Annotated in this window: 15 protein-coding genes; 4 read left to right on the top strand and 11 right to left on the bottom strand. The window is 69.6% G+C overall.

Annotated features, from left to right (window positions below):
- Window positions 1-57: 57 nt before the first annotated feature.
- Together AQJ54_RS40855 and AQJ54_RS40850 are read right to left on the bottom strand one after the other, a co-directional pair.
- Window positions 58-429, bottom strand: a complete 372-nt coding sequence (locus AQJ54_RS40855) for an antibiotic biosynthesis monooxygenase family protein (RefSeq protein ID WP_062246460.1) — start codon at window positions 427-429, stop codon at window positions 58-60.
- 92 nt (window positions 430-521) lie between these two features.
- Window positions 522-1,316: an alpha/beta fold hydrolase gene (locus tag AQJ54_RS40850; RefSeq protein ID WP_062246458.1), complete on the bottom strand. Its 795-nt coding sequence runs from the start codon at window positions 1,314-1,316 to the stop codon at window positions 522-524.
- 142 nt (window positions 1,317-1,458) lie between these two features.
- Between AQJ54_RS40850 and AQJ54_RS40845 the strand changes: the two genes are divergently transcribed.
- The 4 genes from AQJ54_RS40845 to AQJ54_RS40830 all read left to right on the top strand — a co-directional run bounded on the left by AQJ54_RS40845 (window position 1,459) and on the right by AQJ54_RS40830 (window position 6,200).
- Window positions 1,459-2,061 carry a TetR/AcrR family transcriptional regulator gene (locus tag AQJ54_RS40845; protein WP_062246449.1) on the top strand — a complete coding sequence of 201 codons (603 nt, stop codon included), beginning with the start codon at window positions 1,459-1,461 and terminating at the stop codon, window positions 2,059-2,061.
- Between the two features lie 754 nt (window positions 2,062-2,815).
- A complete protein-coding gene (locus AQJ54_RS40840; protein ID WP_062246448.1) occupies window positions 2,816-3,967 on the top strand; it encodes an amidohydrolase family protein in 1,152 nt (383 codons plus the stop codon).
- Between the two features lie 371 nt (window positions 3,968-4,338).
- The gene (locus AQJ54_RS40835; protein ID WP_062246446.1) at window positions 4,339-5,043 is read left to right on the top strand and encodes a response regulator transcription factor; all 705 of its coding nucleotides are present in this window, start codon (window positions 4,339-4,341) and stop codon (window positions 5,041-5,043) included.
- A gap of 26 nt (window positions 5,044-5,069) precedes the next feature.
- Window positions 5,070-6,200 carry a sensor histidine kinase gene (locus AQJ54_RS40830; protein ID WP_248845571.1) on the top strand — a complete coding sequence of 377 codons (1,131 nt, stop codon included), beginning with the start codon at window positions 5,070-5,072 and terminating at the stop codon, window positions 6,198-6,200.
- Window positions 6,201-6,411: 211 nt separating this feature from the next.
- On the opposite strand, the gene AQJ54_RS40825 is transcribed toward AQJ54_RS40830, so the two are convergent.
- The 9 genes from AQJ54_RS40825 to AQJ54_RS40785 all read right to left on the bottom strand — a co-directional run bounded on the left by AQJ54_RS40825 (window position 6,412) and on the right by AQJ54_RS40785 (window position 14,198).
- On the bottom strand, window positions 6,412-7,356 hold the full coding sequence (locus AQJ54_RS40825; protein WP_062246444.1) for an amidohydrolase family protein: 945 nt from the start codon (window positions 7,354-7,356) through the stop codon (window positions 6,412-6,414).
- Between the two features lie 106 nt (window positions 7,357-7,462).
- Window positions 7,463-8,449: an aldo/keto reductase gene (locus AQJ54_RS40820; RefSeq protein ID WP_062246442.1), complete on the bottom strand. Its 987-nt coding sequence runs from the start codon at window positions 8,447-8,449 to the stop codon at window positions 7,463-7,465.
- A gap of 154 nt (window positions 8,450-8,603) precedes the next feature.
- Entirely contained in the window at window positions 8,604-9,563 is a 960-nt protein-coding gene (locus AQJ54_RS40815; RefSeq protein WP_062246439.1) for an amidohydrolase family protein, read from the bottom strand.
- 57 nt (window positions 9,564-9,620) lie between these two features.
- On the bottom strand, window positions 9,621-11,207 hold the full coding sequence (locus AQJ54_RS40810; RefSeq protein ID WP_062246437.1) for a Na+/H+ antiporter: 1,587 nt from the start codon (window positions 11,205-11,207) through the stop codon (window positions 9,621-9,623).
- Between the two features lie 67 nt (window positions 11,208-11,274).
- A complete protein-coding gene (locus tag AQJ54_RS40805) occupies window positions 11,275-11,646 on the bottom strand; it encodes a DUF2255 family protein (protein ID WP_062246435.1) in 372 nt (123 codons plus the stop codon).
- Between the two features lie 112 nt (window positions 11,647-11,758).
- Window positions 11,759-12,184, bottom strand: coding sequence for a nuclear transport factor 2 family protein (locus AQJ54_RS40800; RefSeq protein ID WP_062246433.1), 426 nt, complete (start codon window positions 12,182-12,184; stop codon window positions 11,759-11,761).
- A 116-nt stretch (window positions 12,185-12,300) separates the two neighbouring features.
- Window positions 12,301-13,317 (bottom strand): zinc-dependent alcohol dehydrogenase family protein, encoded by a 1,017-nt coding sequence (locus tag AQJ54_RS40795; protein ID WP_062246431.1) that lies wholly within the window; start codon window positions 13,315-13,317, stop codon window positions 12,301-12,303.
- A 35-nt stretch (window positions 13,318-13,352) separates the two neighbouring features.
- A complete protein-coding gene (locus AQJ54_RS40790; RefSeq protein ID WP_062246429.1) occupies window positions 13,353-13,760 on the bottom strand; it encodes a (R)-mandelonitrile lyase in 408 nt (135 codons plus the stop codon).
- A gap of 96 nt (window positions 13,761-13,856) precedes the next feature.
- Entirely contained in the window at window positions 13,857-14,198 is a 342-nt protein-coding gene (locus tag AQJ54_RS40785; RefSeq protein ID WP_062246427.1) for a carboxymuconolactone decarboxylase family protein, read from the bottom strand.
- Window positions 14,199-14,364: the final 166 nt, after the last annotated feature.

Genomic DNA, 14,364 nt, shown 5'->3' with positions numbered 1-14,364 from the left:
GTACCCGTCCTGGTGCCCAGTGATATGCGTCGGCGGCCCGTCCTCGCGTGGCGGCCTTCATTCCCCGTCGCAGACGCCCTCTACAGCGAACTTCTGGTAGAGGTGCGGGTAGGCCACTGTGCCGGCGGGGTAGCCCGCCAGGTGCGAGGCGAACTCCGGCGTGCCGAGCGCCGCACGGAGGTGCTCGGTGGACTTCCAGACCGCGACGTTGGTGAAAAGCCGACTGCCGGCTATGCCCCGGTACAGCTGCACCGAGAGCAGATGCCCCGACCTCTGCATGTACTCCGCGTCGTCCTTCCAGGCGGCCACCACCTCGTCCTCCTTGCCCTCCGGGGCGACAAAGGTGTTGATGATGGTGACCGGGCCGGCCGCCTCCTTCTGCTGGTCGTGGAAGTGGGTGGACTCGTCGAGCTGGCCGAACTTGAGCATGGTTCCTCCATGTACGCGCGTGTGGTGAGTCGTGATCGAGGAGCGGTCCGAGTGTGGAGCCAGGCCCCGGTGGTGCCGCCCGCGGCGTGTTTTCAGGCGGGGTGCTTGTCGAGGAAGTCGGTCATGAGCTGCAGCCACTCCTCGGTCCGCTCCAGCATCGGCAGGTGGCCGGTGGCGATTTCCGCGAGTTGGGCGCCGGGGATGGTCTCGGCGAGCCGGCGGTGCAGGGCGCTGGAGACGAGCCGGTCGTCGGTGGTCGAGATGACCAGCGTGGGGACCGTGACGCCGGCGAGGTCGTCCCGGACGTCGACCTGGCCGACGAGGTCGGTCTGCTCGGCGCTGCCGTCGACCGTACCGGCGGCCACGTAGCCGAGGGTCTGCTGAAGCTGCTCGGCCGGCATCGACTCCAGTGCCTGGGTGCCGAGCGCGACCATGAGCTGGAACTCGGCGAGCAGCTCGCGGTCGCCGGTCGCGGCGATCTTGCTCTGGATCGAGGAGGCGAGAGCGAGCCGGTTGTCGCGGTGGGGGAAGGCGGCGGTCAGGACGAGTGCGGTGACGCGCTCGGGGTGGCGGGTGGCGGCGCGGATGGCGACCGGGCCTCCGAGGGAGTACCCGGACACGGCGAAGCGGTCGACGCCCTCCGCATCGGCCGCGGCGACGAGCTGGTCGGCGAGGTCGTCGACGGACAGCGGGGTGGTGGAGCGGGGGGTCTCGCCGCTGCCGGGGTAGTCGATTCCGACGACGGTGTTGCGGGCGGCGAGGGCTTCCAGGACGGGGCCGTAGGTGCCGGCCAGGCTGCTGCCGGCGCCGTGGGCGAGGAGCAGGCCGGGGCCGGAGCCGAGGCGGGTGCGGGCGAAGGTGGGGGCGGTGAGGTTGCGGGGTGACATGAGCGTCTGCCTTCCGAATCGTCGACACGCAAGAATCATCCAGTGCGTGTGATTACTCCCTAAGGTCTATCACACAGTGCGTATGATTGCCGTCTGTGACGTCAATCACACACGTCGTATGATGTGAGGGTAGGGTGATGGCATGAAGCAGCCCCTCCACCGCCGTCAGCCGACCCCGGGCAACCCGCGCGTACAGCGCACCCGCAACCGCGTGCTGGCCGTCGCGCGAGAACTGCTGCCTCAGGTCGGACCGGCCGGGCTGACCTACGCCCTGCTGGCCGAGCGGTCGGACGTCACCCGCCAGACCCTCTACCGGCACTGGCCCACCCGAGCCGCACTGCTCTTCGACCTCGTCCTCGAAGGCCCTGACCTCGGCACCTACCCCGAACCGGGCAGCGACGTGCGTGAGGTGGCCACCGCCTGGCTCAAGAGCCTGCGCGCCGGCGTCAGCGTGCCGGCCGTGCGAGCCGCGGCCCTGGCCGTCACCGCCCAGGCCGACCACGACCCCGACAGTGCGCGCGCCCTCGTCCGCATCGGCGAAGACCGCCACATCGGCTTCAACAGGCTGCTGGAGCCTTCGGGCATCCAGACCAGCGAAGACGAGTTCACCCTCCTGTACGGGCCCGTCCTCGCCCGGCTCTTCCTCGACCGCGGCCAGGTCACCGACGCCTTCATCGACACCGTCGTCGCCCAATGGCTCACCACGCTGCAGCCTGCCGACGCACCGAAGGACTCCCGGGAGTAGTCACCGAAAGCTCCTGACGGAAGGGAACAACCGCGTTCAGGCAGCTGGACCGGACTCCTGACAACCCGTCATCGCCGCCCCTGCCGAGTGAGCCTCGCCGTCCGCTGCCGGGCACCACCGCACGCCGGCATGGCCGCCTGCCACCTGCCCATGTCCGCATGTGAAGCGCCGTCACATACTCCCCGACGTGCTCGCCGACCCTCCTGAGGGGCGCCCCGCAACCGGTACGAAGGTCTCGAAGGCACGGTCGCCGGCACGCAATCGGCTTCATGGAGGCTTCACGTGCCGAGTGGTACGTGCTTTATGAGGCGGCTGTTGTCTGGCGGTCATGCACGCACTCCACGTCCCGCCGGTGGGCGACGTCGGCCACCCTGCTGTGCGGGACCTGACGTCCGCGATCGGCACTTCGCCGTCCGGCTCCGTCGTGACCGGTGTGTTTCTCGGTAGCGGGGCGCCAGCACCGCATGAAGGAACGGCCACGCCGGCGTAGAGGGTTCCCACGCCTGAGCGCCGCACCGGCCCGTCGGCGGCAGCCGGCCAGGCCGAGGAGCGACCGGGCCGCGTGTGCCCCGGTCGGTCCTGGGCCGCGCAGCACGTCGGCCCAGGGAGAGGGCGGAATCCACCATCACCTTTCCGCGCGGGCCCTGCCGGCCGGGCGACGGCGCCGTGACGCACGCACCCCCGAACTGACTCGCACACAGAATGAAGAGGAGAACCGGAAATGAACCTGCGACGGAACATCTCGCGTCGAAGGATGATCGAAGGGGCATCGGCCGCGGCGCTTGTCGGGGCGGCGGCGGCCGCGATGCCGACTGCCATGGCCAGTCCGGAGACGGCAGCGTCCGGCCCGGGGCTGCCGAAGGGCAACTGGCGTATCGACACCCACGCCCACTACTCGCCCGACGTGTACAACGACTACCTGAAGCGCTACGGCCTCCTCGGCGCCATCACCGGGGCGTACGGCCCCTGGTCGGTGGATCGGCACCTGGCCTTCATGGACGAGTACCGGATCCAGGCCAGCGTCCTGTCGTTCGGCGACCTCCAGGTCACCGTCGGTCCGGTCGACGACCGGCGCGCCACCGCCCGCGCGGTCAACGACTACGCCCGCGACCTCGTGCGGACCCGCGGTGACCGATTCGGGATCTTCGCGGTCACCCCGATGCCCGACATCGAGGGCTCGGTGGCCGAGGTGGACCGCGCGCTCGGCGAACTGGATCTCGACGGCATCTGCCTGCTCACCAACTACAAGGGCACCTACCTGGGGGACCCTTCGTTCGCGCCTCTGTACGAGATCCTCAACGACCGCCATGCCTACGTCTACGTCCACCCGACGGGTCCGGAGAACAACCCGGCTCCCAAGCTGTGCTTCGGCCCCGACATCCCGGCCGGGAACAACGTCTTCGAGTACACCTTCGACGCGACCCGCGCGATGACGAGCCTGATCTACAACGGTGTCCTGCGGGACTATCCGAACATCCGCTGGCACTTCACCCACAGCGGCGGGGCACTGCCGTTCCTGGCCTTCCGGCTCGCGACCCGGCACTCGGCCTTCCCGCCGTTCAACGAGGTGCTGCCCGAAGGCCCCTTCACGTACATGAAGCGGCTGTTCTTCGACAACGCACAGGCGTTCACCGCCGCGCAGTTGCAGCCGCTATCGTCGCTGGTGCCCGACAGCCACATCATGTTCGGCAGCGACTGGCCGGCGACCCGCCATCTCTACGCGGCCGACAACGCCGAGACGATGCCCTTCCTCAAGGGCAGCCTGCCGGATCTCAAGGCCGGCGACCCCGAACCGACCGTCGACCAGATCTACAGCCGGCGCCAGCGGATCGCTCTGGAGCGGAACAACGCCCTTGAGCAGTTCCCGAAGCTGAAGGCGCGTATCCGCCGCTCCGGCTCTCGCTGACCCGCGACCGTACGCCGGCCCGGCCCGCTGAGGGGCGCGGACAGACTCTGTGCGCGGGCCCGGCGTCGGCCGACGGGGGAGGAGCCGTCGACGCAGATCGACGTCGCCTGGCCGGGTGAACGCGACACGGAGGACGGGGAAGCTGGTGCGTGCTCTCCGGCGACGGAGGCCGGTGCCGGGACGGGCGTGGTGCATCCTGGCCCAGCCGTGCGGTGGTCGCTGCGTGAGGTCGGCCCACGCAGCGTGGCCGGCCGCGAAGACACCGTACGCTGGCTGCAATCGAGGCCTTCTGCCTCCATGCCGCCGGTGTCCCACGGCCATGACTGCCTTCCCCCTCCCTCTTCCGCCCTCGGCCATGGAAAGCGAGCACGATGAGTACGCAGCGCGTTCTGGTCGTCGATGACGAGCCCAAGATCCGCATGACCGTGCGTGGCTACCTGGAGGCGGACGGGTTCCACGTCGTCGAAGCCGCGGACGGACCGTCCGCCCTGCAGGCCCTCACCCGCGACCGACCGGACCTCGTGGTACTCGACGTGATGCTTCCGGGCCTGGACGGTTTCCAGGTCCTGCGCCGCATCCGGGAGGCGAGCCAGATCCCGGTCATCATGCTCACCGCCCGCGACGAGGAGGTCGACCGGCTGATCGGCTTCACCACCGGCAGCGACGACTACGTCACCAAGCCGTTCAGCCCTCGCGAACTGGCACTACGGGTGCGGGCCATCCTGCGGCGCACCGACAGCCGGTCCGACGGGGATCACGAGGACGGAGTGCTGTCCTTCGACGGACTGACCGTCGATCGCGTGACGCGAACCGTGCAGGTGGATGCCGACCGGACGGTGGAGCTGTCCGCTCTCGACTTCGACCTGTTGTACGCGATGGCCCGTGTCCCCGGGCGGGTCTTCACCCGGCGCGGCCTGCTGGCCCAGGTGTGGGGCGAGGACTTCTTCGGCGACGAACGTGTCGTGGACGTGCACATCCGTACCCTGCGGCGCGCCCTGGGCGACGAGGCGAGCGCACCTCGGTTCGTCGGCACCGTCCGCACCATCGGCTACCGGTTCGTCGGGCGCCCCGTCTAGCCGGCGGCCAGGAAGGACATCCATCCATGCCGTTCTCCGGCTTCCCGGCCTACCACCGATTTCGTGCGCGGCTGGACCGAGTAGTGCAGCGGATGTCGCTGCGTAACCGGCTGGTGCTCTCGCACGTCATGGTCCTCCTCCTTGCTCTTGCGGCCATGGCGGCGATCAGCGCGCTGATCGAGGTGTGGCTCGGTTTCGACGACATCGAAGGCGACGTAGTCCTGCAGATCGGCCTCTTGTTCGGAGGGGTTGCGGCCTTCCCGGCGTCCCTCGCCCTGAGCCGGTTTCTGCTGCGTCCCCTCGACAGGGTGCGCGCCGCCACGCGCCGGCTCGCCGAGGGACACTACGACGACATCCTCGAACTCCCCAGCGAGCCGGGCCTGGCAGCGCTGGTCCAGGACGTCAACACGCTGGCGGCAGCCCTCGCGGACAGCCAACGCCGCCGCGCCCGGCTCATCTCCGAGGTCGCCCACGAGATGCGCACCCCCATCACCATCCTCCGCGGCCAGATCGAGGGTGTGGCCGACGGCATCTTCGTCCCCGATGAGGCGATGTTCGCCTCCCTCGCCGACGACCTTCACCGGCTGCAGCGCTTGGCGGGCGACCTCTCCAGCCTGTCCCGGTCGGAGGAGGCCGCCTTCGACCTCCACCGCACGCCCACCGACGTGGCCACGTTGGCCCGGGCCACCGCGGAGCGTCTGCGCCCCCAGTACGACGACCAGACGGTGGCCCTGAGCGTGGACGCAGGCACACCCGTCGGCACGGTCTGCGACCCGGACCGGATCACTCAGATCCTGGTGAACCTGCTGGGCAACGCACTGGCCGCATGCGATCCGCACGGGCATGTGGTGCTGTCCGTGCACACCGAACCTGCCCCCGTACGCCAAGTGATCGTCCGCGTCATGGACGACGGCGTCGGCATCGCCGCACCCGACCTCGAACGCGTCTTCCACCGCTTCGAACGCCTTGAGCGTCTCGGTCGACCTGCTGCTGCCGGTGGCAGTGGCATCGGTCTGACCATCGCCCGGGGCATCGCCCGGGCCCACGGCGGAGACATCACCGCGGAATCCGCCGGCCCGGGCAAGGGCGCGACGTTCACCTTGCGCCTACCGCAGGAACACGTCCCCGTGGCCGGCCTGCCTCCGGTCTCCCGCTGACTCCGTCGCCCCGGCCCGGAGCGGCGGTGATGAGCAGGTCGCGGTCGCGCAGACGCCGAGCCGTGTACTCAGTGTGCGTCGCGGCTCCGGAGACCGTGCCGCTGCGGCGGCGCGCGGCACGGCCCGGCGTCTTGCAGGAACCCTGACCGGTGACGCCCGGATCGCATCGGCGATCGGGGCCATGACCACCGGCGTCGCCGGCCCGCGAGGATCAGGCCAGTCCCAGAAGCGCTTCGGCGTTGCCGGCCAGGATGCCCCGGGTGTCCTCTGCGTCGAGACCGGCCCGTTCGATGTAGGCGACGGTGTCGAGGTAGTGCTCGCCACCCTGGTACGGGAAGTCGCTGCCGAGGACGAGTCGGTCCGCGCCGACCGCCTGGACCGCGGCCCGGAGTGCCGACTGTGAACTGTGGGCGACGGTGTCGTACCACATCAGGCGTGCCGCCTGGCTCGGCGGAAGGGGGGCCTCAGGTGCCTCGAAGTGGGCAAGGTTGTCCCACCGCTCCAGCAGCATGGGCAGCGCGCCGCCGAAGTGGGAGTTGAGGATGCGTACACGGGGGTAGCGCGTCACGAACCCACGGGTGATGAGCTGGGCCGCCACGACGGTGTCCTCCACGGGCGCGCCGACCATCCAGGTGAGGTGGTGGTCGGTGATCTGCGGAGAGGCGACGCCGTCGCCGGCGGGGTGGAGGTACATCACGGTGCCGCGGCGGTCGAGTTCCTGCCACACCGGTGCGAAGGCCGGGTCGGTCAGCGCCCGGCCCGCGGCCGAGGTGGTCAGGGCCACGCCCACCACCCCCGGCGCGTCGAGGACGCGGTCGAGCTCGGCCAAGGCCGCGTCGACGTGCGGCAGAGGAAGCACGGCGAAGGCCAGGAAGCGGTCGGGGTGGCGGTCCACCAGGGCGACGTACCTGTCGTTGATCATGCGTGCGGCTGCGGCGGCCTGCTTCGGATCCGGGAGGGCGCCCGTCAGTGGTGAGGCCGAGATCACCTGCCGGTCCACACCGGCCCGTTCCATCAGGGAGAAGCGGGCCTCTAGTTCCTTGTCGGTGTCGTCGGCCCCGAGCCCGCGCTGGCCACCGGTGGTTTTGACGCCCGAGTCGGCCAAGAAGTCCAGGTAGTCGCTGGGGTAGACATGAGCGTGCGTGTCGATGCGCATGAAGGGGTTCTTCAATCGTCGGGGGAAGGGGGAGGGAGGGGAGTGGGAGGTGGGAGGGGATTCCAGCGGTGCAGGAAAGACCGCTGGGCGAAATGGATGGGCCGAGCTACTTGTCGACCAGGGACATGTGGTGCTCGTTGTAGCGGTCTCCCTGCACCCCGACGCGGCCGACGAGTCCGTTGAGGTCGGCGAGTTCGTCGGCGGAGAGGGGCAGTCGGGTGGCGCCGATGTTCTCCTCGATGCGTGCGGTGCGCCGGGTTCCGGGGATCGGAACGACCGACGGATGCCGTGCGAGCAGCCAGGCGAGCGCGACCTGGCCCGGTGTGGCGTCCTTGGCCCGCGCGAGCAGGGTGACGTGATCGACGAGCGCCTGGTTCGCTGCCCGGTTCTCGGCTGTGAACCGTGGGATGTTCGTCCGGACGTCGTCGGCGGTGAAGGGCGTCGCGGCGTTCACCGTCCCGGTCAGGAACCCCTTGCCGAGCGGGCTGAAGGGGACGAATCCGATGCCGAGTTCGGAGCAGGTCGGCAGAACCTCCTGTTCGGGGTCCCGGGTCCACAGCGAGTACTCGCTCTGCACCGCCGTCACCGGGTGGACCGCGTGGGCCCGGCGGATGGTCTGCGCACTGGCCTCGGAAAGCCCGAAGCAGCGCACCTTGCCTTCCTGTACGAGCTCCCCCACGGCTCCGGCGACGTCTTCGATCGGCACGTCCGGATCGACGCGGTGCTGGTAGAAGAGGTCGAGCGTTTCGACCCTGAGCCGTTTCAGGGAGGCCGTGGCGACGGCTCGGATTTGCTCGGGCCGGCTGTCGAGTCCGGCGGGGGCGCCGTTCTCGATGCGGAATCCGAACTTGGTGGCGATCACCGCCTGGTCCCGCACCGGGGCGAGGGCTTCTCCGAGGAGCTCTTCGTTGACGTAGGGGCCGTACACCTCCGCGGTGTCGAAGAACGTGACTCCGCGGTCCACGGCGTCACGCAGTACGGCGATCATGTCGGTGCGATCGCCGGGATTGGGACCGTAGCTCTGGGACATTCCCATGACGCCGAGACCGATGGCGGAGACATGCAGGTCGCGTCCGAGCGTTCGGGTGTGCATTCTTCCTCCTCGCAGCTGCCGACTCGGTGCTGCCGACTGGGTGCTGTCCATGCCGGTGGGTGGGCTCAGGCCTCAGGCAGGCCGCCGCCGCATCCGGTGTCGTCGCGAGTCGCTTTCCCTTCGCGTGATCGCGCTGAGGACCGCGTACTGCGGTTCACCGCGTTGTCCGCGGAAACACGCGCTTGGCGTTCGCCGTCGTGAGGGATCGCCATGTCGTGTCCTGCGTGGGAGGTTCGGCCGCGTCGATCGCCGCGATGTGGGCGTCGGCCAGCGGCGCAGGAGTCCAGCAGTAGTCGCTGCCGAACAGCACACGGTCCGGATCGACCAGTTGGAGCAGCACTGGGACCTGGCGTGGGAAGGCAGTGCCCGCCATGTCGTAGTACAGGGCGCGCAGTTGCTGCACCGCGTCGGGGCCGGGCGGCTGCTGCGCAGGCAGGAACAGGCTCATGAACTCGTTGATGCGGTCGGCCAGGACGGGAATCGCGCCGCCGCAGTGCGGGACGATCACCCGCATGTTCGGGTGACGCGTCAGGACGCCCGCCATCACCAGGTCGGTGACGGTACGGGCCGTGTCGAAGATGTACTCGACCATAGGACGCGGCCGGCCGAGAGCGGACTGCTCCCAGCACACGGGGGACGTGGGGTGCAGGAAGACCACCGCCCGCCGCCGGTCGAGCTCCGCGAAGACCGGGTCGAGGCGCCGGTCGCCCAGGTACACCCCGTGGGTGTGAGTCATCAACGCCACGCCGTCGGCGCCCAGTTCGTCGAAGGAGAAGGCGATCTCCTCGAGCGCACCGTCGACGTCCGGCAGCGGAAGTGACACGAGGTTGCCGAAACGGCCCGGGTGGTCCCGGGTTCGTTCGGCGGTGTACTCGTTGACGCGCCGGGCGAGGAGACGGGCCGCCTTGTCGTCGCCGAAGTGCACACCGGGGGAGGACATGGAGAGCATCGCGGTCTCGATGCCGTTGCGGTCCATCAGATCGAGATGGGCCTGCACGGACCATGACGGCCAGCCACCCATGCCGTCGGGGTGGGCGTGGCCGGCCGCCGTCGCCTGCTGGACGTAGAAGTCGGGAAGCAGGTGGGCGTGGACATCGATGAGGCTGGAGGACATGGCAGCGGGATTCCTTCTCGTCGGGCTCGCGTCGTCAGGGCACATACCGGGAGCGGCCTACTCCACCTGCTCGCCTCCGGCCAGCCGGACCTCTTCGTTGTCCAGGGCGGCCTGGAGACGGCGGAGCACGGTGTCGTCGATCTGCGACTCGTCCCTCAGACGGACGACGGTGGCACGCTTCGTGGCGATGAGGGCGAGGCGGAGGTCGGTGTAGTGGCGGTTGTGGAGCAGGGCCGGATCGTCGTCGGTGCCCGCGCCCCTCGCCCGTACGGTCGCCAGGTTGGCCTCGTACTCCTGGCGCAGCCACTCCACGACCTTCGGAGTGGTCCCCTGTTCGGCGGCGAGCTGCGGCAGCGCCTTGATGGCCTCCTCGGTCGCCGTGGTCTCGGCGAGGACCTGCTCCTCGTCGACGGAGGTGTCGCGGGGCAGCCGGGCCCAGCGCACGACGCCCGGCAGCAGCAGGCCCTGCACGACGAGGGTCACCACGATGACGCCGGAGGTGACGAACACGATGAACGCGCGGCCGGGGAACGGCTCGCCCGAGTCGAGGTTCTGCGGCACGGACAGTGCCACGGCCAGTGACACCGCGCCCCGGAAGCCCGCCAGCCCGCTGACCACGCGTGCCCGGTCGCTCATTCTCCGCAGGCGCTGCTCGGGGCGCCGGTCGATCGCGCGGACCAGGTAGGCGGAGGAGAACAGGAAGGCGAACCGGACCGCGACCAGGACCACGCTGACCGCCCCGATCGCGATGAGGGCATCCCTGAGGTCGGATCGGCTCAGGTGGCGCAGCGCGTACTGCAGTTCCACCCCGACCAGGACGAACAGCGCGCCGTTGATGATGAAGGTTGCCAGCGGCCAGAAGGCCAGGGCCTGACGACGGTGATCGGCGCGGATGAGGCTGGGCGCCACCTGGGCCATGATCAGGCCGCTCACGACGACCGCGAGGACGCCGGAGGCCTCGATCAACTCGGCCAGCAGGTACGCCGTGAACGGAGCGAGGATCATGACCAGGTTGCCGAGCAGGGGATCGTCCAGTCGGCGCCGCAGGTTCATGTTGACCCAGGCGACCGCCACTCCGACCGCGGCCCCTCCGCCGTAGGCCAGCAGGAACAGCGCTCCGACGTGCGGCAGTGCCAGGTGTTCCTCGCCGACGGTGATACCGACGGCCAGGCCGTAGATGACCAGCGCGGTGCCGTCGTTGACGAGGCTTTCCGCACGCAGCACGGTGATCTGACGGCGCGGCAGGGAGCCCGCCAGGGCACTCACCGCGGTGGCGTCGGTGGGCGCCACGGCCGCGCCCAGGGCCCACGCCGGTCCCCACGGCAGCCCGAGCGCGTGTCCGGCGACCGCCACAGCCCCCGCGGTGAGGATGACCAGGACCGTGCTGAGCAGGACGATGCCGCGCAGGTTCGTCCGGATCTCCCGCATCGAGGTGGTCAGGCTCTCCCAGTAGAGCAGTACGGGAAGGAAGAGCAACAACACGACGTCGGGAGGGAGTTGGGTCTGGCGGACGGCCGGGACGAGACCGATGAGTGCGCCCACGACGAGCAGAACGACGGGCGGCGCGACGTGGAAGCGCTGCCCCAGCACGTTGCCCACCAGCACGGCCGCACCCAGGACGACGACGAGTTCGAGACCGAGCATGGTGCTTACTCCTGTGCGGGACTGGCTGTCGGCGCTGGGTCAGCGGCTGCCGGCGGGATCGTCCCGGTCATCGGGGCACCAGTCGCAGTGTCGTGGAGCGCGCCGCGACCAAGGGGGCGACGTACGCGTCGCCGAAGCGGCCGTACTTGGTGCGGTACGCGGTGTCGACGCGGTCGTCGACCTCGGAGTCCGCCACCTGGACGAAGGTGACGTCCTTGTCGACGCCTCCGGAGCGGATGTGTCCCTCGTGGACGGCGCGGGCCGTGCGCCACCAGCCGCCGTCCGTACCGCGGAAGGAACGGACGTACAGATCGTCGCCGTCGCGGACGACCCAGACCGGCACCGGACGCCGCAGTGTGCCGTCATCGCGGCGCGGTGCCATCTCCAACTCGTCGGCCGCGGCGATGCGGTCGAGCTCGTCGTTCGTCCAGTTCGTCATCGGTGTTCTCCGGTCGAGGAGGCGGCGGGCGGGGTGTACAAGCGCGGACTGCTGAATCCGGGCCGGTCATAAGGCGGCGCAGCTGTGGTGGAGGGTGCCGGAGGACTCGTGGTCAGGCGGCAGTGCTGGTGAGCGGGTCACCGAGGTGGGTACGGGTGATTCCGAGTGAGTCCTCGAAAACGCGATAGTCCTTGATCAGTCCGTCGGCGACGGTGAAACGCAGGATCATCTCGCTTTCGAGTACCTGTCCCGAGGGGTGGAACCGGGAGGAGTACCGGCCCGGTGCAAGGACCTGTCCGTCGGCCTCCACCATGGTGCCCAGCTCGAACGCGAGCGGCTCGACGGCGGCGAAGAACGCGGTGAGGGACTGCCGGATCTCCTCCGGCCCGGTGCGGCTCCCGGCCCACGGGGTCAGCGCCGGATCACCCGGAATCGTCCAGGTCGCCTCCGGGGTGAAGTGGGAGAGCACGCGCTCCATGTCACGCGTGCCGAAGGCCTCGAAATACGCCTCGACGGTGGCGATCGCCTCGCTGGTCATGGATGTCGGTCCGTTCTGTCTGGCGGCCGTGACGGGGAGGCGGGCGAGCCGCCGGTCGGCGGGGCGGTCGGTGGCGGGAGCCGTCGGCCGGCGCTCACCACCGCCCGGGCTTCAGGTCACGGGCGGAGCAATGCCTTGATGGCGCGGCGCTCGTCCATGGCCTTGTAACCTTCCGCGACCTCGTCCAGGGACAGGGTGAGGTCGAAGACCTTGCCCGGGTTGATACGGCCGCTGAAGACGCGGTCGATGAGGTCGGGAAGGTAGGCGCGCACGGGGGCGGGGCCACCGCGCAGGCCGACGTGGGTGAAGAAGAGCTCTTGGCCGTCGATCTGAGTGCCGTGCGGGAAGCCGACGAAGCCGACATTGCCGCCCGGGCGCGCGGACTGCAGACCCTGGTGCATCGACTGCTGGGTGCCGACGCATTCGAGGACGGAGTCGGCGCCTAGGCCGTTGGTCAGTTCCTTGACGCGGGCGACGCCTTCTTCGCCGCGCTCGGTGACGATGTCGGTGGCGCCGAACTCCAGGGCCAGCTTCTGCCGGGACTCGTGCCGGCTCATGGCGATGATGCGTTCGGCGCCCAGTTCCTTGGCGGCGATGACGCCGGACAGGCCCACCGCGCCGTCACCGACGACCACGGCGGTCGAACCGGGCTTGACCTCGGCCGCCTTGGCGGCGTACCAGCCGGTGCCCATGACGTCGGACAGCGCCAGCAGGTCCGGGATCAGCTCCTCGGTCGGCTGCTCCGGGGTGGCGACCAGGGTGCCGTCGGCGAGGGGGACGCGGACGTACTGGGCCTGGGCGCCGTTCACCCACTGCGCGTGCTGGCAGGAGGTGTGGTAGCCGGCCTGGCAGATCGGGCAGGTGTTGTCGGAGGCGACGAAGGAGCCGATGACGAACTGGCCCGGTCTGACGCTCGATACGTCGGCGCCGACTTCCTCGACGATGCCGACGTATTCGTGGCCGATCGGCTGCGGCTCGGTGACCGGCAGGACACCCCGGTAGCTCCACAGGTCGGAGCCGCACACACAGGTGGCGACGGTGCGGATGACCGCGTCCGTGGGCGCCACGATCTTCGGCTCGGGGGCGTTCTCCACCCGGATGTCCCCAGGCGCGTGAATGATGGTTGCTCGCATGATGGCTTCCCGGTTCCTCAGGGTCTGTCGTGGCGTCAGGGGCGGGTACGGGTACTGACGCGCGGGCCGTTGTAGTCGTCGTCCGGGACGTGTTCGAGCCAGGTGGTGTCGTCCGTCTCCCACAGCGCGAGATGGACCATGAACTGGTCGGGCGAGGCACCGTGCCAGTGCTCCTCACCCGGGGGTGTGTGGATGACGTCGCCGGGATGGGCCTCGATGATGTCGCCGCCACGGGACTGCACCAGGGCGACGCCTTCGACGATGTGGAGGGTCTGGCCCAGAGCGTGGGAGTGCCAGGCGGTGCGGGCTCCGGGAGTGAAGCGGACCAGGTTGGCCCGCATCCGTGAGGGGGCCTCACCACGGTGGATCACGTCGGCGTAGGCGTCGCCGGTGAACCACTCGGCCGGGAGCTTCGAGGTGGGAGGCCGCTTCAGCAGTTCCATGATGTGTCGTTTCTCCGGTGTGGTGCTGCCGCCGGACCACGCGGCGGCGATGTGGGGGAGACCCCGGGATGTGGGGTGTGTGCGGGCGGAGGAGTATCAGCCGGACCGGTCGGACTGGTCGGACTTCTCCACGATCTCCTTGAGCTGGGTCATCGCGGTCATGGCGTTGGGCCATCCGGCGTAGAAGGCCAGATGGGTGATGACCTCGACCAGCTCGTCCTTGGTCACGCCGTTCTCCAGCGCCTTGCCGAGGTGGAAGCCGAGCTGGTCGGCTCGGTACAGGGCGGCGAGAGCGGTGACGGTGACGAGGCTGCGGTCGCGCGGAGACAGACCCGGCCGCTCCCAGATGTCGCCGAACAGGACGGTGTCGGTCACCTCCGCGAGCTTGGGGGCGAACTCCTGGATCGCCGGCGGCGCGAACTTCTTCCGTTCGGACATAGAGGTGGTGCTCCTAGCATGTGTGGGGGGATTCAGGCCGCTCGGTCGTGAACCGGGTGGCGGAACGGGTGCTCACCGAAGAACGAGATGAGCCCGGCGAGGGCGGGGAGACGTATGCGTTCTCTTCGTCCTTGCCGGGCAGGTCGAAGCGGGACGTTCCGTCGAT

The organism is Streptomyces griseorubiginosus (assembly GCF_001514195.1).
Taxonomy (GTDB): Bacteria; Actinomycetota; Actinomycetes; order Streptomycetales; family Streptomycetaceae; genus Streptomyces; species Streptomyces griseorubiginosus.
Note: the sequence above shows the minus strand (reverse complement) of the source record. Positions and strands in the feature narration are given on the sequence as shown.

What these genes read in the sequence shown, in the direction of transcription:
- AQJ54_RS40855 (WP_062246460.1), bottom strand. Translation starts at nt 429, where the DNA reads ATGCTCAAGTTCGGCCAGCTCGACGAGTCCACCCACTTCCACGACCAG.
- AQJ54_RS40850 (WP_062246458.1), bottom strand. Translation starts at nt 1,316, where the DNA reads ATGTCACCCCGCAACCTCACCGCCCCCACCTTCGCCCGCACCCGCCTC.
- AQJ54_RS40845 (WP_062246449.1), top strand. Translation starts at nt 1,459, where the DNA reads ATGAAGCAGCCCCTCCACCGCCGTCAGCCGACCCCGGGCAACCCGCGC.
- AQJ54_RS40840 (WP_062246448.1), top strand. Translation starts at nt 2,816, where the DNA reads ATGATCGAAGGGGCATCGGCCGCGGCGCTTGTCGGGGCGGCGGCGGCC.
- AQJ54_RS40835 (WP_062246446.1), top strand. Translation starts at nt 4,339, where the DNA reads ATGAGTACGCAGCGCGTTCTGGTCGTCGATGACGAGCCCAAGATCCGC.
- AQJ54_RS40830 (WP_248845571.1), top strand. Translation starts at nt 5,070, where the DNA reads ATGCCGTTCTCCGGCTTCCCGGCCTACCACCGATTTCGTGCGCGGCTG.
- AQJ54_RS40825 (WP_062246444.1), bottom strand. Translation starts at nt 7,356, where the DNA reads ATGCGCATCGACACGCACGCTCATGTCTACCCCAGCGACTACCTGGAC.
- AQJ54_RS40820 (WP_062246442.1), bottom strand. Translation starts at nt 8,449, where the DNA reads ATGCACACCCGAACGCTCGGACGCGACCTGCATGTCTCCGCCATCGGT.
- AQJ54_RS40815 (WP_062246439.1), bottom strand. Translation starts at nt 9,563, where the DNA reads ATGTCCTCCAGCCTCATCGATGTCCACGCCCACCTGCTTCCCGACTTC.
- AQJ54_RS40810 (WP_062246437.1), bottom strand. Translation starts at nt 11,207, where the DNA reads ATGCTCGGTCTCGAACTCGTCGTCGTCCTGGGTGCGGCCGTGCTGGTG.
- AQJ54_RS40805 (WP_062246435.1), bottom strand. Translation starts at nt 11,646, where the DNA reads ATGACGAACTGGACGAACGACGAGCTCGACCGCATCGCCGCGGCCGAC.
- AQJ54_RS40800 (WP_062246433.1), bottom strand. Translation starts at nt 12,184, where the DNA reads ATGACCAGCGAGGCGATCGCCACCGTCGAGGCGTATTTCGAGGCCTTC.
- AQJ54_RS40795 (WP_062246431.1), bottom strand. Translation starts at nt 13,317, where the DNA reads ATGCGAGCAACCATCATTCACGCGCCTGGGGACATCCGGGTGGAGAAC.
- AQJ54_RS40790 (WP_062246429.1), bottom strand. Translation starts at nt 13,760, where the DNA reads ATGGAACTGCTGAAGCGGCCTCCCACCTCGAAGCTCCCGGCCGAGTGG.
- AQJ54_RS40785 (WP_062246427.1), bottom strand. Translation starts at nt 14,198, where the DNA reads ATGTCCGAACGGAAGAAGTTCGCGCCGCCGGCGATCCAGGAGTTCGCC.